This window comes from Corynebacterium sp. HMSC06C06, from assembly GCF_001807295.1.
Lineage (GTDB): Bacteria > Actinomycetota > Actinomycetes > Mycobacteriales > Mycobacteriaceae > Corynebacterium > Corynebacterium striatum.
In genome coordinates, this window is the sequence record NZ_KV788473.1 from 1 (window position 1) to 862 (window position 862).

The following is an 862-nucleotide window of genomic DNA, read 5'->3' on the forward strand; positions in this document are numbered from 1 at the left end:
TGCGCCTTCCACGCTACCGGTGCACCAACAAGCGTTGCTTGCAGAAGATCTTCCGTGCTGGCCTTGCCTGCGCGCCCGACAATTCAAAGACCACGGACCAGGTGACCCACTGGATCCTGCAACGACTCTGCCTAAATCGGATGAGCGTTGCCGCTGCACCCAAGTCATTAGGCCTGGGGTGGGATATGAAGTGTCCCAGGTTTTGTTCCGTTTGATGAAACCCGTTTTTGAAACAACGTACGGAGCACAACGCACGCCGATGCCAAAGCTTCCGCAACATCGACTACCTCATCAAACCCACGACAGTGGGATTCACACCCTCAATCCCCACGCGTGCAATCTTCGCACCTCAAAGATTGAAAAATGAAAGAAACCGGAGGTAACATACCCTTTCGAGTTTGTTACTTCCGGTGGTGCAGTTTGTTCAACTGCTCATCAGGATCTTACGGGGGATAACACTAACACACCCTGACTCTTGGAAAACGCAGCACACAGACCGTGCACACCCTCACCGATAAAATGGGCACCAGTCCCGAAAGGAGAAGGAATGTACACGACCATCACCCTCGCCGCACTCGCAGTACTTTTCGTCTTAATCATCCAGACCATCCGCCGCGAACGGCCAGAAGACCGTATGTATTACGCCGCGCTTGGAGGCAGCATAAGCGCAGCAATGATCCTTGTCCCCTCCTTCCTTTTCACCCAGGCCGGTCTCTCGCGAGAACTGGCCGCACTGCTCATCTCCTTCGGCCTACTAGCCTTGTGGATTACCATTTTCGGACTCCGCCTAAACGCAAGAACTAGCAGGTAAACCTGCATAACACAGAACATATGCTTTAGCATATGGCGGAACATACGCTAT

At 52.9% G+C, this 862-nt stretch carries 1 protein-coding gene and 1 pseudogene; both read left to right on the plus strand.

What is annotated here, in order from left to right:
• Positions 1-194, plus strand: a pseudogene (locus HMPREF3153_RS12970) (ISL3 family transposase); the annotation flags it as partial.
• Positions 195-547: 353 nt separating this feature from the next.
• Positions 548-811, plus strand: a complete 264-nt coding sequence (locus HMPREF3153_RS02645) for a hypothetical protein (RefSeq protein ID WP_011117479.1) — start codon at positions 548-550, stop codon at positions 809-811.
• The last annotated feature ends 51 nt before the right edge of the window (positions 812-862 follow it).

Coding starts and splice junctions, on each gene's coding strand:
- HMPREF3153_RS02645 (WP_011117479.1), top strand. CDS start 548: ATGTACACGACCATCACCCTCGCCGCACTCGCAGTACTTTTCGTCTTA.